We start from the raw sequence: 20,398 nt of genomic DNA, 5'->3' as shown, positions 1-20,398 counted from the left end.
AGGAAAAAAATGAAACAATCAAAAGTATTTATACCTACACTGAGAGAAGAACCAGCTGAAGCTGAATCAATCAGTCATAAATTTCTACTTAAATCTGGTATGATCAAACAAAATGCTAGAGGTATATATAGTTATTTACCTACTGCTAAACGTGTATTAAATAAAATTGAACGAATTGTTCGAGAAGAAATGGAAAGAATTGATGGCGTTGAAGTTCTAATGCCTGTACTTCAACCTTCAGAATTATGGGAAGAATCAGGTAGATGGGAAGCTTACGGTTCAGAATTAATGAGATTAAAAGACCGAAATAATCGTGACTTTGCTCTTGGACCAACACATGAGGAAATTATTACATCATTAGTACGTGATGAATTGAAATCATATAAACGTTTACCAATAACATTATTCCAAATTCAATCTAAATTTAGAGATGAAAAACGCCCACGTTTCGGTTTATTACGTGGAAGAGAGTTTATCATGAAGGATGCGTATTCTTTCCATTCTGATGAAGAGTCATTAGATGAAACATATAACGATATGTATAATGCGTATCATAATATATTTACTAGAGTTGGGCTGAAATTCAGACCTGTATTAGCAGATTCCGGTGCAATTGGTGGCGATCATACACACGAATTTATGGCGTTAGCTGAAATTGGTGAAGATACAATCGTTTATAGTGATTCAACTGATTTTGCAGCAAATATTGAAAAAGCTGAAGTCGTGTATACACCAAACCCTGAACATACAGAAATTAAAGAATTAGAAAAAGTAGAAACACCTGATGTAAAAACTGCACAGGCGTTAGCAGACTTCTTAAATGTAACGTTAGATAGAATCATTAAATCTATGATTATTAAAGTTGATGACGAGTATGTCATGATATTAATTAGAGGTCATCATGAATTAAATGATGTTAAGTTAAAATCATTCTTTAAAACTGAAAATATTGAGTTAGCAACTGAAACAGAAATAGAAAATATTATGGGAGCAAAACCAGGTAGCTTAGGTCCAGTTAATGTTGATAAAATAAAAATTTATGCTGACCAATTTATACAAGATATTAATAACCTTGCAGTAGGTGCTAACGAAGATGGCTATCATTATTTAAATGCTAACGTTGATAGAGACTTTAAAGTTGAAGCATATGGTGACTTTAGATTTATACTTGAAGGTGAAGCTTTGCCTAATAACTTAGGGAATGCAAAATTCGCTGAAGGTATAGAGGTTGGACAAGTGTTTAAACTTGGTACAAAATATTCAGAAAGCATGAATGCTACATTCCTTAACGAGCAAGGAAGAGCACAACCATTAATTATGGGGTGCTACGGTGTAGGTATTTCTAGAACTTTATCAGCAGTTATAGAACAACACCATGATGATAATGGTATTATATGGCCAAAAGCAATTTCACCATATGATTTACATTTAATCGCAATTAATCCTAAACAGGAAGCACAAAAAGAACTTTCAGATCAAATATATGAACAATTAAGAGAGAAATTTGATGTTTTATATGATGATCGTAAAGAACGTGCTGGCGTTAAATTTAACGACGCTGATTTAATTGGATTACCTGTTCGTATTATGGTTGGTAAAAAAGCTTCTGAAGGTATAGTAGAAGTGAAACGCCGTGATAATACGGAAAGCCAAGAAGTACATGTTGATGAAATTGAAGAAGTAATCAAAGCATATTACGATGCAGTGAAATAAACTGATAAGAAGTATAAAATCTGATATAATATAAGATATTTAAAGAGGCTAATATGAAAAATAGCCTCTTTTTCATTTTGATGAAGGTGGTCGTGCAATTGTCAATGACAGGAAAAGAAAAATTCCAAACGTTACTCACACAATTGAACATAACAGATGAACTTGATAAAGAAATAGTTGGACAAGGTGAATTAACACGTATAAATGTCTCTCAATCTAAAAGATTATGGCATTTTTATATAAAGTTACCATACTATTTATCAAGTGAAATGTATCTAGTTTTTACAAATCAACTGCAAAGTGTATTTCAAAGCATTGCACAAGTTGATTGGACAATTGAAGTGGAAAATAAGGAACAAATAGATGAGCATATCTTAAAATATATGCCACATTGTATAGATGGTACGGGTATTAGTGATAAAGTTAAACATCAGTTAAAACAAAAGCCTATTATTTTCTCTGATGATGTAGTTAAAGTGCAAGTGAATAATGATGTTGAACGTGATTATTTTGAAAAAAGAGTGAATGGCTCTTTAGTTCAAGCACTGAAGAAATGCGGATTTAACATCAGTCGTGTTGTATTTGAAACGATGGATAATGAAGAACAAATGAGAAGAGAGTTGGAATCATTTGAAGCTCATATTCAACAAGAAGATGAAGAAGCAGCACGCATTGCATCTGAGAAAATGGAAAGAATGAAGAAAGAGAAAGCCGAATCTGGCGGAGATGAAAATGCTGTTGCTAGATGTCAAATAGGTAAAGATATTACTGTAGATAGTATTAGAAAAATTGAAGATATTATTGAAGAAGAATTCAAAGTTGCACTAGAAGGTGTGATATTTGATATAGAAATGAAAGAGTTGAAGAGTGGTAGACATATTGTAACGTTAAAAATTACAGACTACACAGATTCACTTATATTAAAAATGTTTACGCGCAAAGGTAAAGATGATTTAGAGCACTTCAAAGCGTTAAAAGTAGGTACTTGGGTTCGTGCTCAAGGTAGAATTGAACAAGATCAATTTATTAGAGATCTTGTCATGATGATGACAGATATACATGAAATTAAAAAAGCACCTAAACTTGATAAAGCACCAGATAAGCGTGTTGAACTACATTTACATACATCAATGAGTCAAATGGATGGTATTACTCACATCGGTAAATACGTAGAACAAGCTGCTAAATGGGGTCATAAAGCAATCGCAATAACTGACCACAACGGTGTACAAGGATACCCAGATGCCCACGCAGCTGCGTTGAAAAATGATATAAAAATGATTTATGGCATGGAAGGTATGCTTGTCGATGACGGTGTACCAATTGCATATAAATCACAAGATATTCCTTTAAAGACAGCTACTTATATAGTATTTGACGTTGAGACAACGGGTTTATCCAGTCAATATGATCAAATTATTGAGTTAGCAGCAGTTAAAGTGAGAAATGGTGAAGTAGTAGACACATTTGAACGATTTTCAGATCCTGGTGAACGTTTATCAGAAACGATTAAAAACTTAACTGGAATTACAGATGAAATGCTTCAAGGACAACCGGATATAGAGACAGTTCTGAGAGATTTCCACGAATTTGTTGGTGATGCAATTTATATCGCCCATAACGCTTCGTTTGATATGGGCTTTATTGATACAGGTTTTGAAAAAATAGGTCTTGGTGCAACTAAAAATGCTGTTATCGATACATTAGAATTATCAAGAACTGTGAATACAGAGTATGGTAAACACGGGTTGAACTTCTTAGCTAAAAAGTATGGCGTCGAGTTAACTCAACACCATAGAGCTATTTACGATGCTGAAACAACAGCACATATTTTTATAAAAATGTTAAAACAGCTCGAAGATTTAGAGGTGTATAATCATAATGAAATTAATGACAGACTTTCTAATGACGAAGCGTATAAGAGAGCTAGACCATCTCATGTTACGTTAATCGTCCAAAACCAAGTTGGCCTTAAAAACTTATTCAAAATTGTAAGTGCTTCGTTAGTAGACTATTTTTATCGTACACCGAGAATACCGCGTTCATTATTAAATGAGCACCGAGAAGGTATACTTGTTGGAAGTGCGTGTGACGAAGGTGAAGTATTTACAACAGTTATGCAAAAAGACCAAAATGAAGTCGAAAAAGTAGCCCAATATTATGATTATATTGAAGTTCAACCTAAAAGCCTTTACCAAGGTTTATTAGATAGAGAGCTTATAAAAGATAACGAAACAATGGAAGAAATTTATCATAGAATATTAAGTGTGGGCGAAAAATTAAACATTCCAGTTATTGCTACAGGAAATGCGCATTATTTATATGAACAAGATGCAATAGCTCGAAAAATACTTATCGCCTCACAGCCAGGTAATCCATTAAATCGTCAAACTTTACCTAAAGCACACTTTAGAACTACAGATGAAATGCTAGATGAGTTTCATTTCTTAGGTGAAGAGAAAGCTTATGAGATTGTCGTTAAGAATAGTAATGACTTAGCTGATCGTTTAGAAACTGTTGTACCAATTAAAGATGAGTTATATACACCGAATATGGAAGGTGCCAACGAAGAAATTCGAGAAATGAGTTACAATAATGCAAGAGCCTTATACGGAGAAGATTTACCACAAATCGTAATAGACCGTTTAGAGAAAGAACTTGAAAGTATTATTGGTAACGGATTTGCTGTTATTTATTTAATATCACAAAGATTGGTTAAGAAGTCATTAAACGATGGATACCTAGTAGGGTCACGTGGTTCAGTCGGATCTAGCTTTGTAGCTACTATGACTGAAATTACAGAAGTTAACCCATTGCCACCACATTATATATGCCCTAAATGTAAAGAAAGTCACTTCTTTGACGATGGTTCTGTAGGTTCAGGATTCGACTTACCAGATAAAAAATGTGAAAAATGCGATGTAGAAATGATTAAAGAAGGACAAGATATTCCTTTTGAAACATTCTTAGGTTTCAAAGGAGACAAAGTACCGGATATTGACTTAAACTTTAGTGGTGAATATCAGCCTGAAGCACATAATTATACTAAAGAGTTATTTGGTGAAGATAAAGTATTCAGAGCTGGTACAATAGGTACAGTTGCCGAAAAGACTGCTTTCGGATATGTAAAAGGTTATTTAAACGACCAAGGTATTCATAAAAGAGGGGCAGAGGTTGACCGATTAGTTAAAGGTTGTACAGGTGTTAAGAGAACAACTGGTCAGCACCCAGGAGGTATTATTGTAGTACCTGACTATATGGATATATATGATTTTACACCGATACAATATCCAGCCGATGATCAAAAATCAGCGTGGAAAACAACACACTTTGACTTCCATTCTATTCACGATAATATTCTTAAATTGGATATACTTGGACACGATGATCCAACAATGATTAGAATGTTACAAGACTTATCTGGGATAGATCCTAAGACCATTCCAGTAGATGATAAAGAAACAATGAGAATTTTCAGTACGCCTGAATCATTAGGTGTAACTGAAGAAGATATTTTATGTAAAACTGGAACATTTGGCGTACCTGAATTTGGTACAGGCTTTGTTAGACAAATGCTAGAAGATACAAAACCAACGACATTCTCTGAACTTGTACAAATATCAGGATTATCTCACGGTACGGACGTTTGGTTAGGTAACGCACAAGATTTAATTAAAGCTGGCACTTGTGATTTATCAAGTGTTATCGGTTGTCGTGACGATATTATGGTTTATTTAATGTATAATGGGCTAGAACCGTCGCTTGCCTTTAAAATAATGGAGGCAGTGCGTAAAGGTAAAGGGTTAACAGACGAATTCGAAGAAGCTATGAAAGAAAATAATGTGCCTGATTGGTATTTAGACTCATGTAAAAAAATTAAGTACATGTTCCCTAAAGCCCACGCTGCTGCATATGTATTAATGGCTTTAAGAATTGCATACTTTAAAGTGCATTACCCACTTTACTATTACGCTAGTTACTTTACTGTACGTGCAACAGATTTTGATTTAAAAACTATGACTAGGGATAAAGAGTCAATTAAAACAGTAATAAAAGAATACTATAGCCGATTCCATGAATTAGCTAAAAAAGAAAAAGATGTATTGACTGTATTAGAAATCGCAAACGAAATGGCACACCGTGGATTTAGAATACAACCAGTTAGCTTGGAGAAAAGTGATTCATTTGAATTTAAGATTGAAGGAGATACTTTAATTCCTCCATTCATCGCTGTTCCAGGTCTAGGTGAAAACGTTGCGAAAAGAATCGTCGAAACAAGAGAAGAAGGACCGTTTTTAGCAAAAGAAGATTTAAATAAAAAAGCGGGTGTTTCTCAGAAAGTTATTGAGTATTTAGATGAGTTAGGTTCACTGCCAAATATGCCTGATAAAGCTCAGCTTTCTATTTTTGATTTGTAACGTATATCCTTGAGCATGCCTGATTTATGTGATATACTATTATTGCTTAAAATAATACTCTGACGTTAAAAGAGTGGGACCTTTCCCGCTCTTTTCTGTTTGTATTAAGAGGGAGGTCATTATGAGTAAAGTTGCAGCACAAGTTGAGGAAATTATTCAACCAATACTCGAAACGTTAAATTATGAATTAGTAGATGTAGAATACGTTAAAGAAGGGCAAGATTACTATCTACGTATTGCAATTGATAAAGACGGTGGCGTTGATTTAAACGATTGCACAATTGCCTCTGAAAAGATAAGTGAAGTTATGGATAAAGAAGACCCTATTAAAGAGCCGTATTTTATGGATGTATCTTCTCCAGGTGCGGAACGTCCGTTGAAAAAAGAAAAAGACTATCAAAATGCAATTGAGCAACCTGTATTTATCTCTTTATACGAACATGTTGAAGGAGATAAAGAATGGTTAGGCGTTTTAAAAGAAGTAACTGAAGAAACGATAACACTTGAAGTGAAAATTAAAACAAGAACTAAAAATGTCACGTTGCCTCGCAAAAAAATTGCAAAAGCACGTCGATCCGTAATGTTATAATATAAAGGAGGATACATTGTGAAAAGTAATGAATTATTACTTGCAATTGAATACCTTGAAAAGGAAAAAAGAATACCACGAGAGGTATTAATTGATGCAATAGAAGCGGCTTTAATTACAGCTTATAAGAAAAATTACGATAGTGCCAAAAATGTTAGAATTGAATTAAATTTAGACGAAGGTACTTACAAAGTAATTTCTAGGAAAGATGTTGTTGAAGACGTTGAAGACTATAAAGGTCAAGTAGCTTTAGACACAGCTTTATTATCTAACCCAGCATATGAAATTGGAGATGTATACGAAGAAGACGTTACACCTAGAGATTTCGGTCGTGTCGGTGCACAAGCAGCAAAACAAGCTGTTATGCAACGTTTAAGAGATGCTGAAAGAGGAATTCTTTATGATGAATTTATCGATAAAGAAGATGATATTGTAACAGGTGTAATTGACCGTGTAGATCACCGTTATGTTTATGTTAATTTAGGTCGTACAGAAGCTGTACTTTCAGAAGCTGAAAGAAGTCCTAATGAACAATATTTACCGAATGAACGCATAAAAGTTTATGTAAACAAAGTTGAACAAACTACTAAAGGACCACAAATTTTTGTATCACGCACTCATCCAGGGCTTTTAAAACGTCTATTTGAGCAAGAAGTACCAGAAATATATGATGGTACTGTTATTGTTAAATCAGTAGCAAGAGAAGCTGGTGACCGTTCTAAAATCAGTGTAACATCAGATAATGGTGATATTGATGCTGTTGGTGCATGTGTTGGTGCTAAAGGTGTTCGTGTTGAAGCTGTAGTTAATGAATTAGGTGGAGAAAAAATTGATATTGTAGAATGGGACGAAGATCCAAGAGTGTTCGTAAGAAATGCTTTAAGTCCTTCTCAAGTTGTCGAAGTTTTAGTTGATGAAGAGAACCAATCTACAACAGTTGTTGTACCAGATTATCAATTATCTTTAGCTATTGGTAAAAGAGGGCAAAACGCACGTCTTGCTGCTAAATTAACTGGTTGGAAAATTGATATAAAATCAGAATCAGACGCAAGAGAAGCTGGAATTATTTCAACTGAAGAATCATAAAGTGAGGTGATTTTGTCATGAAAAAGAAAAAAATACCAATGCGCAAATGTATACTTTCAAATGAAATGAAACCTAAAAATGATATGATTCGTGTAGTAAAGAATAAAGAAGGCGAAATCAAAGCTGACGCTACAGGTAAAGCACCTGGACGTGGCGCATATGTTTCAAAAGATTTAGAAATCGTAGAAAAAGCACAAGAACAAGGTAAGTTGGAACGCTATTTTGATAGCAATAAATCAACACTTGAACCTGTGTATAAAGAAATCATTCGATTAATCTATCGAGAGCGTATACCTAAATGAATATAAGTAAAAAAGATCAAATTTTAAACCTTCTTGGACTAGCGACAAGAGCTAGAAAAATTAAGACTGGTGAAGAAATTGTTATAAGCGAAATAAGACGAGGAAATGTAAAACTTGTCATACTTTCAGAAGATGCTGCAGCAAACGTTACAAAAAATATAAAAAATAAATGTGCAACTTATCATGTAACACTTTTAACATTTGCTACACGCTTTGAATTAGGCTACGCAATTGGAAAAGAAAGCAGAGTGGTGTTGGGCATAACTGACATTGGATTTAGCAAGAAGCTAAAAACGATGATTCATGATTTTCATGAGGAGTGAGTATATGAGTAAAAAAAGAATATATGAGTATGCAAAAGAAGTTAACTTAAAGAGTAAAGATATTATAGATGAATTAAAGAAAAACGGTGTAGAAGTATCAAATCACATGCAAGCACTAGAGGAGAACGACATTAAAACATTAAATAAAGCGTTTAAAAAACAAGAGGCAACTAAGCCAGAAACAGCTAAAAAAGAACAAACAAGTACTCACGCAAATTCAAATTCAAATAAACCAAACAATAATCAATCAAATCAAAACAACAAGAACAATAAAAATAACAACAAGCCAAAAAATAAAAAACAACAAAAGAAAAATCAAAAGAATAATAAACAAAGTAACCAACAACAGCCTAAAGAAGTTGTACAAGAAACACCTTCATTAATTACTTATGAAGAAGGTATCACAGTTGGTGAACTATCTGAAAAAATTAATAAAGATGCTTCAGAAATTATTAAAAAATTATTCTTACTTGGTATTGTTGCGAACATTAACCAAGCATTAGACACTGAAACTGTAGAATTGATTTGTGCGGACTATGATATTGAAGCTGAATTAGAAGTACATGTTGATGCAACGGATTTAGAAAATTATTTCGAAGATGAAGAAGCTGATGATGCTCGATTAGTAGAACGTCCAGCAGTTGTAACAATTATGGGACACGTTGACCACGGTAAAACAACATTACTAGATTCAATTCGTCACACTCGTGTTACAGCTGGTGAAGCGGGCGGTATTACTCAACATATCGGTGCTTACCAAATCGAAAACAACGACAAAAAAATCACATTCTTAGATACACCAGGACATGCTGCGTTTACAACTATGCGTGCACGTGGTGCCCAAGTAACTGATATTACTGTATTAGTAGTAGCAGCTGATGATGGTGTAATGCCTCAAACTATTGAAGCGATTAACCATGCTAAAGCAGCAGAAGTACCTATTATTGTTGCAGTAAACAAAGTTGATAAACCAACAGCAAATCCAGACAGAGTAAAACAAGAACTTGGTGAGCATGGATTATTCCCTGAAGACTGGGGTGGCGATACAATATTCGTTCACTTATCTGCTATACAACGTGAAGGAATAGACGAATTGTTAGAAATGATTGGTCTGGTTTCTGAAATTGAAGAATTAAAAGCTAATCCTGACCGTGCAGCAGTTGGTACTGTAATCGAAGCAGAATTAGATAAATCTCGCGGACCTGCCGCTTCTTTATTAGTACAAAATGGTACATTAGAAGTTGGAGATTCACTTGTAGTTGGTAACACATATGGACGTGTACGTGCTATGGTGAGTGACTTAGGTAAGCGTATCAAAACAGCTGGTCCATCTACACCTGTTGAAATTACAGGTTTACATGATGTACCACAAGCTGGAGATAGATTTGTAGTATTCAAAAACGAAAAACAAGCTCGTCAAATTGGTGAAAAACGTCAACAAGAAAATATCTTGAAACAGCGTCAAGATAGTAAGAGTGTTTCTTTAGATAACTTGTTCGAACAAATGAAACAAGGTGAAATGAAAGACTTAAATATTATTATTAAAGGTGATGTACAAGGTTCAGTAGAAGCTTTAGCAGCATCATTAATGAAAATTGACGTTGACGGTGTAAACGTACGTATTATTCATACAGCAGTAGGTGCAATTAACGCATCTGACGTTACATTGGCAGCAGCATCAAATGGTATTATTATTGGATTTAACGTAAGACCAGATGCAGGCGCTAAACGTGCAGCAGAAGAAGAAAACGTAGATATGAGATTACACCGCATTATCTATAAAGTAATCGAAGAAATCGAATCAGCTATGAAAGGATTATTAGATCCTGAATACGAAGAACAAGTAATTGGACAAGCTGAAGTACGTCAAACGTTCAAAGTATCAAAAGTTGGTACGATTGCAGGTAGTTACGTAACAGATGGTAAAATTACTAGAGATGCAAGCGTACGTATCATTCGTGACGGAATCGTAATCTTTGAAGGTGAATTAGATACATTAAAACGTTACAAAGATGACGCTAAAGAAGTTGCGACTGGATATGAATGTGGTATCACTATTGAAAAATTCAATGACATTAAAGAAGGCGACATTTTTGAAGCGTTCAAGATGGTTGAAATTGAAAGAAAATAATAAATATAAAAGCAGTGAAGAATCTATAAAGATAGATTCTTCACTGCTTTTTTTAGTTAAAAATGAGATGATATTTTTATACAATCTTCAATTTTGTTCGTGCATGCTTGCCTAGGGTATGGTTCGATCTTATAGTCTCTCGCACATACTATTCCCTCGGGCGTCAGCATTTTACAAAATCGTGAATTAGGAATTGCCTTAATAGAAATAAATATAAGCAAACGAGCTAGGGACATAAAACCTAGCTCGTTTTGGATGAGCTTGATCAAAATAAAGAGTTGATATTTTAGTTGGATTTACAATTACGTAAATCCAATTATATGCGCCCTTATTGGATTTTCTACCTCAATAATCCAAGTAGACACACTTTTATTGTATTTTCTACTTCAATAATCCAAGTACGCACACTTTTATTGGATATACTAAGACAATAATCCAACTAACCATACTCTTATTGGATTTACTAAGACAAAAATCCAACTAAATACACCTTTATTGGATTTACTAAGATAATAATCCAAGTAACCGCAATCTTATTGGATTTTCTATAACAATAATCCAACTAACCATGCTCTTATTGTATTTTCTACCTCAATAATCCAAGTAGACACACTTTTATTGTATTTTCTACTTCAATAATCCAAGTACGCACACTTTTATTGGATATACTAAGACAATAATACAACTAACCATACTCTTATTGGATTTACTAAGACAAAAATCCAACTAAATACACCTTTATTGGATTTACTAAGACAAAAATCCAAGTAACCACACGCTTATTGGATTTATTAAGACAATAATCCAAGTATACATCCTCTAATTGGATTTACGACCACATTAATCCAAGTAAATGCACCTTTATAAAGTGCAACCCAAAAGTTGAACCAAAAATAAAGGAGTTTCGTAAATCTTCTCGAGGAAAATGCAAAGTAAAAAGCGAATTAGTAATTGTCTTAATGGCAATAAATATAAGAAAAACAGTAGAAATTCAATTTTAATAATGAATTTCTACTGTCTTTGGATTTTTAGGATATTTATATATCAGATCCCTCTAAATTATAAACTTTAAAAAATAAGCATTGTAATATACAGACCTAATAAAGTAATGAATAGTACAGGGATGGTAATGATAATACCTGTTTTAAAGTATGTTCCCCATTTTATTTTGACACCTTTTTGTGTTAAAACGTGTAACCACAATAATGTTGCTAATGAACCAATTGGTGTTATTTTTGGTCCTAAGTCGGAACCTATAACATTTGCGTATACCATGCTTTCTTTAATTAAGCCTATTGTATTTGATTGATCAATTGCTATAGCATCTATCAAAACTGTTGGCATATTATTCATGACAGAAGAAAGAAATGCTGCGATAAAGCCCATTCCCATAATACTACTAAATAAGCCATAACCGGCAATATAGTTTAATATATCAGCCAGTATTGTAGTAATCCCTACATTTTTTAATCCAAAGACTACTAAGTACATACCAATAGAAAAAATAACAATGTTCCATGGTGCACCTTTAATAACTGATCTAGTATTAACAGCAGGGGATCTTCTTGCAAGAATCAAGAAGATGATAGCTATTATACCCGCTATAATTGAAACAGGTATATTGATAAATTCACTCACTAAATATCCAGCTAAAAGTACAATTAATACAATCCAAGAAATATTAAATAATTTTTTATCTTTAATCGCTTCATGTGGTGCTTTTATATGAGTAGCATCAAATGTTTTAGGTATAGACGTTCTAAAATATAACCACAATACAACTATACTAGCGATTAAAGAAAAGATATTAGGGATAATCATTCGACCTAAATATTCTAAGAAACTTATATTGAAGTAGTCAGCGGATACGATATTCACTAAGTTACTTACGATTAAAGGTAAAGAAGTTGTATCTGCTATAAATCCACTCGCTATAATAAATGGAAATATAACTTTCTTGTCGAAACCTAAATGACGAACCATCGCTAAGACTATAGGTGTTAAAATTAAAGCGGCTCCATCGTTAGCGAAAAACGCAGCTACAATTGAACCGAGTAACATAATGTATACAAACATTTTAATACCATTGCCTTTTGATGCTTTAACCATATGTATAGCAGACCATTCAAAGAAACCAATTTCATCTAGAATAAGAGAAATTAAAATAACTGCTACAAATGTTAAAGTAGCATTCCAAACAATACCCGTAACTTCAAAGACATCAGAAAAACTGACAACACCAGTAATGATAGCTACAATAGCGCCAACTAAAGCAGTAATACCAATATCTAGTCCTTTAGGTTGCCAAATTACAAAAATTAAAGTAATAAGAAAAATGGCGATTGCAAGTATAGTCATGAGTTACATTCACCTTTCTTCATATCCTTACAAATACATTGATGATTAGATGTATGAATAAGCTCAATATTAGAGTTAATTTCTGTTAACAATTCATCATTTAATTTATAAAACCGCTTATTACCATCTTTTCTAGTAAAAACTAGATTCTGATCCACTAAAGATTTCATATGATGACTAAGCGTAGGCTGAGAAAATTCAAAATGTTCCAGAATGTCACAAGCACAAAGCTCACCACAAGATAATAAATCGATAATTTCTAATCTACTAGGATCAGCTAAAACTTTTAATAATGATGCTATTTCTTTATAAGACATATTAAATCCTCCTTCTTAACATTATATAGAATATCATCTATATAGATACATGTATATATTAAGTGGAAGAAAATTTAAAATAATAAAAGCCAACCAAAATACATAATGATTGACTTTTGTTATTTTGGTTTTTAGCTTTAGGACATTTATGACTTAATTCATTGAAATTAGATCGTGATTAAATTTATACGTAAATTATGAAGCGGCATTATTTTGAATGTTTTTGATTCTAGCAGCGCGTTTGAAGTTTTTTATTATTTTCAACGCTCTTTTACGCGTCTTGATGTTTGGACTTCTCAAATTACGACGAGCTGTTTGTATGTCTGTTTTTTCTGCCATATCGAATCCTCCTTTTAATAAAACGTAATTATTACGATTTAATTTTATATCTTTTTCTTTTATTTTGCAATACTTATTTCTAATTATATTGATAATGACTATATTACTATTTTTGGAAAAGTATAAATTGAATTTACATTATTAACATATACTTAATAAAGTTATGATAATCTTTGATAAATGGTTATAAATAGATTTGATGATATAAAGGGGATTTATTATGGAAATTAATTTGAATATATCATAAATAAACTTAGATATATTAGAGTTGATTAGAAGATATTCGATATGAGTTAATCAAAATAAAAAGAGGGGGTTACACAATGACTAATTTAGAATTATCTTTAATAGATTACAAAATAGAAAAAATAACAATTAATACTTTAGAAGATTTGAATAGATTGAGGAATATTCATGAAGAAATTGACATGATTGACTGTACAGTACTTTGTTATGACGTTAATTTACAAAATATAATTGATATACTCTCACGATACAGTAATAAACATTTTAAAATAAAAATTCTTATAAATGTTTATGAAAACATACATATAAATGAACTTTCAGTTGATGGATTTTTAATTAAAAATATACAAATTGAAGGTCGTTACCTAATATTTAATTTGTATTCTATCGAACTATTAAATGTACAAAAATCCACTAATCAACAAATTTTAGAAAGAATACCTCACATGATAAGTAGAAAAACTAAATTTCGTTAAATTTTAAATAGAAAGTTGGTTAAGTGATGAATGAAACAATAAAATTTGATAAAGGTATTTCTATTATTATTCCGATTCACGAAGGCATGACTTATATAGAGGAGTTAATAAAAAACTTAAATGATTTAATTGTAAAAGAAGCAAAATTCGAAGTGATTTTTGTATTAAATGGTGTATTTGAAGAAATTTATCAATATTTAATTCATCATGTTGACCATATGAATTTTAAACATTTAATTTTAATCAGTGATGAAACGGGAGCTTCTAAAGCAAGAAATTTAGGGATGCAATACGTAAAATATTCACATACAACTTTTCTCGACGTTGATGACTTTATTTCTTCGAATTATATAGAAGAAAGTTTTCAATTACTTAAAGAAGATACAATTTTAGTAACTCAAATTCATGATATGTTAAATGATGGATCAATTGTTAAAAATAATCCAGTGAACTTACCTTTAATAAAGTACAAAGAAACAGGTTATAGTTTATTCAATATACACGCTATTTTAGGCATTACAACATGTAAGTTTATACCTAGTCATTACTTAGAGGCAGTATATTTTAATCCTGCTTTGTTAAGTGGTGAAGACACTGTTTTCTATTGTTATTTATATGCAAAATTCAATCCGAAAATAGAAGTTATCAATCTGGATAAAGAAGTCGTATATTACCGTCTACTGAATGAAAATTCAGTTTCAAGAGGCAAATTTTCTTATGATTTTAATATTGCTCAAAGGTTAGATGTATTAGATAATTTGGATAAATTATTAGAAAGTAATTTACATTCTAGAGTTAAGAAATTTATTTCAACAAAATATAATGCACAAACAGGGTTTATTTCTAAATTTTTAAAAGTATATCCTGAATATAAGAACGAAGTTGTAAACTTATTGAATATGAAAAATTATAATCATTTGAATGAATATTTTGTAAATATAGGTATGGCAAAAAAATTAGTGATAGCATATTGTTTCCCACCATTCATTGATAATAGTGGTATTTTAATGGCAAAAAGGATTTCTAACAACGATAAAATTGTAGATATATTCAGCAATGATATGACATCAAAAAGAGAAAAAGATTTTAAGCTAAAAAGTATATGTATTGATAAAATAGACCAACATAAAGTTTCAAAAAGCTCAGTTAGTTTTTCTGATTTTGAACTGATCTCACAATTTATAGATGAAGCTTTTAGTTTTTATTTAAATAATAAAGAAAAATATGAAACTCTGTACAGTAGCGTGTTATTTCCATCTTCATATTTTTCATCGTTATTTATTAAATTGAATAATCCTAATATTAAATGGATTGCTGAATTTTCAGATCCTTTATTATATGATATTAAATCAAAAGAAAGATATAGTTCTATAGAAGTATATAATATGCTTTTAGAATCTTTAAAGTTAGAAGAAGATTTCCAACCATTTTTGCCATATGTCGACGAGAGTTTATTTAATTTAGCAGAGCTTATTGGTTTTGCTTTTGCAGACGAATTATTATTTACAAACGAATATCAACTTGAATATATGACGAGCCGCTTTTCTAATAACCTTCAAAATTTTATTAAAAGCAAAAGTAAAATAGACAGGTATCCTATACCTAATAATGATTTATATTATAAAACCGATTACTATTATCCGATGAATGAAAAAGCTGTACAAATAGGTTATTTTGGGAATTTTTACGAGACGAGAAGTTTGAATTTATTTTTAGACATGGTAGATGAATTATTAAGCCAAACTGACTTAATAATTCAATTTCATATATTTACGAACATTAAGCACCTTAGCCATGACGAATTAGAACGTATCAATGACTATTCAAATGTTTATTTAAATGATACTGTGTCGTATTTAGATTGTCTTAACTTAACAACTAAAATGGATATATTAATAATATTAGATGCAAAAACAAAAGAATATAAAAACACGCACCCATATTTACCATCGAAGTTAAGTGATTATTTAGGTGCTAATAAAGCTATTTTGGCAATGGTAGAAGAAAATAGTATATTATCTCAGCAAAATCACAATAATTTATACAAAATAAATTATTCAGATATATATGATGAAAAGTTAAACAATGTATTCCAATCTATAACAAAAAATCTAAATAAAAAAATAGAAACAATAGACAAATTAAATCAAAATATAACTATAGAAGTAGGCGAAGTAAATTTAATTTATTCACTGGATTTAGAAGTATCAAGAAAAAAATCACAATATATATTTAAACCGAAATTACCAATAACGTCTCATAAGAACTTTAGCTTAAAACTTGAAAACACTACAAATTCAGTTAAATATTTTAAAATAAAAACATTATATAAAGACCCACAATCGCTATTGAATATTATTAGCAATGTTAAAAAATATAATGAGATAAGTATTAATAGCTTTAATGAAGAAGAAACAATTGAAATACGACCTAATGAAACCATTTCTTTTGAGTTAAAATATAATAAAGATTATGATAAAGATTCTTTTAAAAAAGCAGGAACAGTAATCATAAAAACAATACAAAATCAAAATTATAGTAGCATAGAAGTTTTCTGAATAGTAAAATAAGAATCATATGTTTTTAAAGACGATTCTTATTTTAGGAGGAAAAACCTCAAATACGTCAAGGGGGTTTTTGTTTGAACTCAGAACGTGAGGTTTTAGAGAAAGTATTAAATATCGCGATGGTTGATGATGATATTAAAGCAGTATGTATGAATGGCTCGAGAGTGAATAAAAATATTGAGCCTGATAATTATCAAGATTTTGATATTGCGTTTTTAGTAGGAAATTATGAAATTTTTATTCAAAAGTTGTCTTTTATTCATGAATTTGGTGAGTCTATTATTTCTCAATGTAATAGAGTTTATTCAAGGAATGGCATTAAAGATCAATTATTTTATATGTTATTATTTAAGAATTATATTCGTATTGATTTTAGATTTATTCCTATTGAATATTTTGATGATTACAAAAAAGAAGATCAATTATTAGAAGTTCTAGTAGACAAAACTGAAAAATTTAAAGATGTTAGTAAACCTAGTGATGAAACATATCATATTAAAAAGCCTACCGAGAAAGATTTTAGGGAATGTTGTAATGAGTTTTGGTGGATATCAACTTACGTCATTAAAGGAATTAAAAGGGAAGAAATATTTTATGCTATAGAGCATCTAAATATTATGCGTGAGATGTTATTTAATTTGTTGGATTGGAAAGTGGGTTATCAATATGATTGGAAAGTCTCCACAGGTAAAAATCATAAATTATTAAAAAGATATATTACAGAAGAGGAATGGATTCTATTAACTAAATCATACCCAAATGGCAAAATAAATGATATAACATGTGTTCTAAATAAATTAATAGAACAATTTTATGACTTGAGTCAAGAAATCTCAAATTTATTAGATTTTAATTTAGATTTTAAAGAAGCAAATAACATAAAAGAATATATTAACAAACAGTTAAAAAATGAATAAAGATAATAAAGTGGGAAGTATACCTTATAAGGAGATATACTTCCCGTTTTTTAAGGTACGAAACTTTATTATTGAACCGAGAACGCAAAAATATACTTAAAAAATAAAATATGTATTAATAAATGTGATTTATAATGTAAAGTAGATAACATTAAGAGAGGGATAATATGGAACAAAACGCACTTATTGGTAGATTACAGAAAAAGAGAAATGACCTTAGTGAATTAGAAAAGCGAGTTTTAGATTTTATTTTAAATGATTATGAATTAATAGCAAATTTGAGTATAGATGATATAGCGAATAAATCATTTGTATCTACAGCGACAGTAAGTAGATGTTCTCAAAAATTAGGATATGAGGGCTATAGAGAATTAAAATATGCTTTAATACAAAATCAATCTAAATTAGAAAGTAATAATGTTGTACAGAGTTTTAGTACCGAGATTCATGATTTTATGATAGAAAATATAAATAATCTTCAACGTACTATTGATGACATAAATATAGATGACTTAGAAAAAACAGTTTCATATATCAGTAATGCTCAAGTGATAGAAATAATAAGTGTTGGAGCAAGTCTTGTAAATGGGCTAGATTTAAGTAGGAAACTAACTTTTCTTGGAAAAATTGCTCATGCACGAACTGATTGGGATGAGTTAGATGCGATAACTCATAATTTAAATGCTGATAGTTTAGCGATTTGTATAAGTTCTAGTGGTGAAACTTCACATATGATTAATTATGCTAAGAAGTTGAAAAGTAATCATGTACCGATTGTTTCGATTGTAAGTAATCGTAATTCGCAGTTAGCACAGTTATCAACAGTTGCTCTCATTGCTAAAACAAATAACATATATATTGGAAATGTAGATTTAAGCTCAAGGCACGCCACTATATTTATCATTGATTTAATTCTTATGATGTATGGGAAACAATTATAATGTAACGACTTTCATTATATGTAAGCGCAAACATAATTCTTTATTCCTATTGATACACCCATAATACACTTGTATATTAATGAATAATAAAAGAACAAAAGGGTGTGCAAAATGATGGGAAATAAAAAACAAAGTAGTGTCTGGGATTTTCTTCAAAATATGGGAAAGACTTTTATGTTACCCGTTGCATTATTAGCTTTTATGGGTCTAATTTTAGGAATTGGAAGTTCTTTTACTAGTGAATCAATGATTGATGTATTTCCAATTTTGGAAAATAATATGATTCAACTTGTATTGAAATTTTTAGCAACAATTGGTGGGTTTGCTTTTACATATTTGCCTGTGTTATTTGCAATTGCTATACCAATAGGTCTTGTTAAGCACGAGAAAGGAGTCGCTGCTTTCTCTGGATTTGTTGGTTATACAATTATGAATTTATCAATTAATTTTTACTTAATTGAAACTAATCAATTAGCAGATTCTGATAAGCTACAACAAGCTGGTCAAAGCATGGTATTAGGTATACAGACTTTAGAAATGGGAGTACTAGGAGGTATTATTTCCGGATTAATTGTATATAAATTACATAATAAATTCAGTTATACACAATTACCTGATAGTTTTGCTTTCTTTTCTGGAGTAAGATTTGTACCAATTGTAACTTCGCTTGTACTAGCTGTTGTGGGTCTAATTATTCCTATTATATGGCCATTCTTTGGAATGATTATAAGTAGTGTGGGATCCCTTATCCAACATTCTGGTGTATTCGGACCATTCTTATTTGGAGCAGGAGAAAGGTTATTACTACCTTTTGGTTTACATCATATTTTAGTATCTATGGTAAGGTTCACTGAAGTAGGGGGACATTTAGTTGTAGATGGTAAAGATGTTTTTGGAGCTTTAAATATATTTTATGCACAATTGCAAAATAATATACCTATATCTTCAAATGTTACTGCGTTTTTATCTCAAGGTAAAATGCCTACCTTCATGTTTGGATTACCTGCAGCAGCATTAGCTATTTATCATGCAGCACCTAAGGAAAATAGACATAAAATAAAAGGTTTACTAATATCAGGTTTTGTTGCTGCTTTTGTAACAGGAATAACTGAACCTATCGAATTTCTATTTTTATTTATTAGCCCATTACTATGGATATTCCATGTTGTTATGACAGGTTTAGGGTTTATGGTAATGAATGTTCTTGGTGTTACAATTGGTAACACTGATGGTGGTGTACTTGATTTCTTAATATTTGGAGTTATGCAAGGAAGTTATACGAAATGGTGGCTAGTTATTATAGTAGGTATAGTATGGTTTGTTATTTACTACTTTGTATTTAAAACAGTTATTCTTAAATTTGATTTAAAAACTCCTGGACGTACTGTTGATAAAAATGAATCAAATAGTGAAACAGATAACTCTGCCCATGGAGATAATGTTGCAAGTGATATGTTACTAGCAATAGGTGGTTCAGAAAATATACTGAGCATAGACAATTGTATTACGAGATTAAGGTTAGTGCTTGAAAATGCAGAAAAAGTTGATGATGAAAAGTTAAAAGAATTAGGTGCATTAGGAGTTGTTCATTTAGATAAACAAAATGTACAAATTATTATTGGAACAAGAGTTACGACAGTTAGAAAGCAACTTGATGCAATAATTTAGTGTTAGA

At 31.0% G+C, this 20,398-nt stretch carries 15 protein-coding genes; 12 read left to right on the top strand and 3 right to left on the bottom strand.

The window, feature by feature from the left end; translation table 11 throughout:
- Positions 1-9: 9 nt before the first annotated feature.
- The 7 genes from CD135_RS10495 (at position 10) to infB (ending at position 10,562) form a co-directional block, all read left to right on the top strand.
- A complete protein-coding gene (locus CD135_RS10495; RefSeq protein WP_064211583.1) occupies positions 10-1,713 on the top strand; it encodes a proline--tRNA ligase in 1,704 nt (567 codons plus the stop codon).
- Between the two features lie 98 nt (positions 1,714-1,811).
- Positions 1,812-6,131, top strand: coding sequence for a PolC-type DNA polymerase III (locus tag CD135_RS10490; protein ID WP_103269438.1), 4,320 nt, complete (start codon positions 1,812-1,814; stop codon positions 6,129-6,131).
- 121 nt (positions 6,132-6,252) lie between these two features.
- A complete protein-coding gene (rimP, locus tag CD135_RS10485; RefSeq protein ID WP_016998619.1) occupies positions 6,253-6,720 on the top strand; it encodes a ribosome maturation factor RimP in 468 nt (155 codons plus the stop codon).
- Between the two features lie 18 nt (positions 6,721-6,738).
- Positions 6,739-7,806 carry a transcription termination factor NusA gene (gene nusA, locus CD135_RS10480; protein ID WP_016998620.1) on the top strand — a complete coding sequence of 356 codons (1,068 nt, stop codon included), beginning with the start codon at positions 6,739-6,741 and terminating at the stop codon, positions 7,804-7,806.
- A gap of 17 nt (positions 7,807-7,823) precedes the next feature.
- Positions 7,824-8,108: an RNase P modulator RnpM gene (gene rnpM / locus CD135_RS10475; protein ID WP_064204026.1), complete on the top strand. Its 285-nt coding sequence runs from the start codon at positions 7,824-7,826 to the stop codon at positions 8,106-8,108.
- Positions 8,105-8,431, top strand: coding sequence for a ribosomal L7Ae/L30e/S12e/Gadd45 family protein (locus tag CD135_RS10470; RefSeq protein ID WP_016998622.1), 327 nt, complete (start codon positions 8,105-8,107; stop codon positions 8,429-8,431). Before rnpM ends, CD135_RS10470 begins: the two co-directional genes overlap by 4 nt.
- A gap of 4 nt (positions 8,432-8,435) precedes the next feature.
- Positions 8,436-10,562 (top strand): translation initiation factor IF-2, encoded by a 2,127-nt coding sequence (gene infB, locus CD135_RS10465; protein WP_064211581.1) that lies wholly within the window; start codon positions 8,436-8,438, stop codon positions 10,560-10,562.
- A gap of 1,068 nt (positions 10,563-11,630) precedes the next feature.
- Here infB and arsB read toward each other — a convergent pair.
- The 3 genes from arsB to CD135_RS13040 form a co-directional block, all read right to left on the bottom strand.
- A complete protein-coding gene (gene arsB, locus CD135_RS10460) occupies positions 11,631-12,920 on the bottom strand; it encodes an arsenite efflux transporter membrane subunit ArsB (protein WP_016998624.1) in 1,290 nt (429 codons plus the stop codon).
- The gene (locus CD135_RS10455) at positions 12,917-13,237 is read right to left on the bottom strand and encodes an ArsR/SmtB family transcription factor (protein ID WP_016998625.1); all 321 of its coding nucleotides are present in this window, start codon (positions 13,235-13,237) and stop codon (positions 12,917-12,919) included. The genes arsB and CD135_RS10455 overlap by 4 nt, the downstream gene beginning before the upstream one ends.
- Positions 13,238-13,432: 195 nt before the next feature.
- Entirely contained in the window at positions 13,433-13,576 is a 144-nt protein-coding gene (locus CD135_RS13040; RefSeq protein ID WP_016998626.1) for a putative metal homeostasis protein, read from the bottom strand.
- A 323-nt stretch (positions 13,577-13,899) separates the two neighbouring features.
- On the opposite strand from CD135_RS13040, the gene CD135_RS10450 reads away from it, so the two are divergent.
- From CD135_RS10450 to malX, 5 genes are all read left to right on the top strand, one after another.
- The gene (locus CD135_RS10450; protein ID WP_070045106.1) at positions 13,900-14,298 is read left to right on the top strand and encodes a hypothetical protein; all 399 of its coding nucleotides are present in this window, start codon (positions 13,900-13,902) and stop codon (positions 14,296-14,298) included.
- A 26-nt stretch (positions 14,299-14,324) separates the two neighbouring features.
- Positions 14,325-16,856: a glycosyltransferase gene (locus CD135_RS10445; protein ID WP_103269437.1), complete on the top strand. Its 2,532-nt coding sequence runs from the start codon at positions 14,325-14,327 to the stop codon at positions 16,854-16,856.
- A gap of 83 nt (positions 16,857-16,939) precedes the next feature.
- Positions 16,940-17,782: an aminoglycoside 6-adenylyltransferase gene (locus CD135_RS10440; protein ID WP_070045104.1), complete on the top strand. Its 843-nt coding sequence runs from the start codon at positions 16,940-16,942 to the stop codon at positions 17,780-17,782.
- A 167-nt stretch (positions 17,783-17,949) separates the two neighbouring features.
- Entirely contained in the window at positions 17,950-18,723 is a 774-nt protein-coding gene (locus tag CD135_RS10435; RefSeq protein WP_016998630.1) for a MurR/RpiR family transcriptional regulator, read from the top strand.
- Positions 18,724-18,834: 111 nt separating this feature from the next.
- Positions 18,835-20,391 carry a maltose/glucose-specific PTS transporter subunit IIBC gene (gene malX / locus CD135_RS10430; protein WP_026023589.1) on the top strand — a complete coding sequence of 519 codons (1,557 nt, stop codon included), beginning with the start codon at positions 18,835-18,837 and terminating at the stop codon, positions 20,389-20,391.
- Positions 20,392-20,398: the final 7 nt, after the last annotated feature.

This window comes from Mammaliicoccus lentus (assembly GCF_002902755.1).
Taxonomy (GTDB): Bacteria; Bacillota; Bacilli; order Staphylococcales; family Staphylococcaceae; genus Mammaliicoccus; species Mammaliicoccus lentus.
This window is presented reverse-complemented; position numbering and strand designations above follow the sequence as displayed.